This is a genomic window from Streptomyces sp. NPDC043746, assembly GCF_056436485.1.
The window spans coordinates 1-2,422 of sequence record NZ_JBWKCM010000069.1; the positions used below are offsets into that span (position 1 = coordinate 1).

At 61.5% G+C, this 2,422-nt stretch carries 1 protein-coding gene; it reads left to right on the plus strand.

What is annotated here, in order from left to right; genetic code table 11:
• Positions 1-534 precede the first annotated feature (534 nt).
• A complete protein-coding gene (locus AC0682_RS31460) occupies positions 535-2,316 on the plus strand; it encodes a reverse transcriptase domain-containing protein (RefSeq protein WP_478536641.1) in 1,782 nt (593 codons plus the stop codon).
• The last annotated feature ends 106 nt before the right edge of the window (positions 2,317-2,422 follow it).

Below are 2,422 nucleotides of genomic sequence, written 5' to 3' on the forward strand. Positions count from 1 at the left end.
TGTGCGCCACGAGGCGCTTTGTCTGTATCCCCGGCTGAGCCGGGAGGAATTCGGAAGGAGATTCCTGGGCCAAATGACTTACCTGGATCCGAAAGGTGAAGGGGACAAGAGCATGTCAGAAAACCAGTGACCGGGCTCAGTTGTCAGGGACGGTGTGCTGGGTGGCCCGCGCGATATGGCGAAGACTGGATTGTTTGAAGCCCAATCTCCAGAAGATGCAAGTTCCCATCCGCCGGAAAGACAGCTGAAACCGGCGCCGACTCTGCACTGGCATCGATTGTGTTGGCCGGTGCACCTCCGGAGTTCGGGGCGATGTCCAGCGAGGACATTCAAGGAGATGAGTGGGACGCCTACGTCGCGCTAGAACGTACAGACAGAGACGAACGTGGGATCGCCTACGGGATGCGAATCCTATGGCGACGGAGGCCTCGTAGTAGTCGCCGGAGTCACGACCGGCCAGGGAGGACGGGAAAGCCGTCCGCAGGGCGAAGGAGGCCAGGTGATTCGGACACCGAGACCTGGGAGGTATGCGGAATGCAGAGCGCCAAAACGGTGCTGGGTGTCCTGCGTGATCGCGGCAGGCGTGGCCTGCCGTGTGATGAACTGTATCGACAGTTGTCCAACCCGCAGTTGTATCTACTGGCCTACGGGCGCATCTACGCCAACCACGGCGCAATGACGCCCGGGGTCACACCGGAAACCGTGGACGGAATGTCACAGCGGAAGATCAGCCGGATCATCGAAGCAGTACGCCACGAGCGCTACTGCTTCCGCCCGGTCCGGCGCGTCCTCATCCCGAAGAAGAACGGGAAAACACGCCCGCTGGGATTACCGACCTGGTCGGACAAACTCGTCGGTGAAGTCGTCCGTCTCCTATTGGAGGCGTACTACGACCCGACGTTTTCCGACCGCTCCCATGGATTTCGCCCCCGTCGGGGCTGCCACACCGCCTTGCGGGAAGTGGCCCACACATGGACCGGGACGTCCTGGTTCATCGAGGGCGACATTGCGGACTGCTTCGGCAGCCTGGACCACCAGGTCCTGCTGTCGATCCTCGGCGAGAAGATCCATGACCAGCGGTTTCTGCGGCTGGTGCGCAACATGCTGACAGCCGGATACCTGGAGGATTGGAAGTGGGGTGCCACGCTCTCAGGAGCGCCGCAAGGCGGAGTGGCATCCCCGGTCCTGTCCAACATCTACCTGCACAAGCTGGATGAATTCGTTGAGAAAGTTCTGATACCGGAATACACCCGAGGAGACCGCCGGGCCCGCAACCCCGCCTACCTGGAGTTGCAGAACCTCCTGGCGAAAGCCCGCCGGCGCGGCGACCGGGCCGAAGCCCGAACGCTCCGTCAGCAGATGGTCAGCCTACCGAGCTCGGATCCAGACGATCCGGGATACCGAAGGCTGCGCTACGTCCGCTACGCGGACGACCACCTCCTCGGATTTACCGGACCGAAAGCCGAGGCCGAGCAGATCAAGCACCGACTGGCGGAATTCCTGCGTGACGAACTCAAGTTGGAACTCTCCCCGGACAAGACGCTGATCACCCATGCCCGCACCCGGGCTGCGAGGTTTCTCGGCTACGAGATCACGACTCAGCACAACGACACGAAGAAGACCGGCCGTTACCGACGTGTCAACGGCCAGATCGCACTACGTGTCCCACGAGACGTGATCAAAGCCAAATGTGCCCCATACCTGTTCCGCGGGAAACCTGCGAGGAGGAACGCTCTGATCAATAGCGACGACCATGCGATCGTTGCGACTTACGGAGCGGTCTATCGGGGCATCGTCCAGTACTACCTTCTTGCCGGAGATGTCTTCCGGCTGCACCGCATGCAGTGGGTCATGGAGACCTCCATGCTCAAGACACTCGCGGCGAGGCACCGCTCGACGGTGTCGAAAATGGCAGCCAAGCACAAAGCCAGAATCGACACCCCCAACGGGCCCCGAGTCTGTTTCGAGGCCCGCATTGAACGGAAGAACAGGAAACCACTGGTGGCCAGGTTCGGTGGAATTCCCCTCCAGCAGCAACGGTCGGCGAAAATAGTCGACCGTCGGCCTGTCTGGGTGGACTATCCGCAGAAAGAGCTGATCACAAGGCTCCTTGCGGATACCTGCGAGATCTGCGGAAGCACCGGTGATGTCGAGGTACATCACATCCGTGCACTCGCCGACCTCGCTCGTTCCGGATGGCCGCCGTCCGACTGGGCACGCGTCATGCTCGACCGGCGCCGCAAGACAGTTGTGGCCTGTGTCAGCTGTCATGACCGTATCCATGTCACACGATCGGCTGAATCACTCACGCGGTAGTCACTGGAGAGCCGGATGATCGGGAAACCATCACGTCCGGTTCGGCGGGAGGCCGCGCGGAAAAGGACCTGCCTCAGCAGACACCTCGCCGCGCGGCCGACCCAAC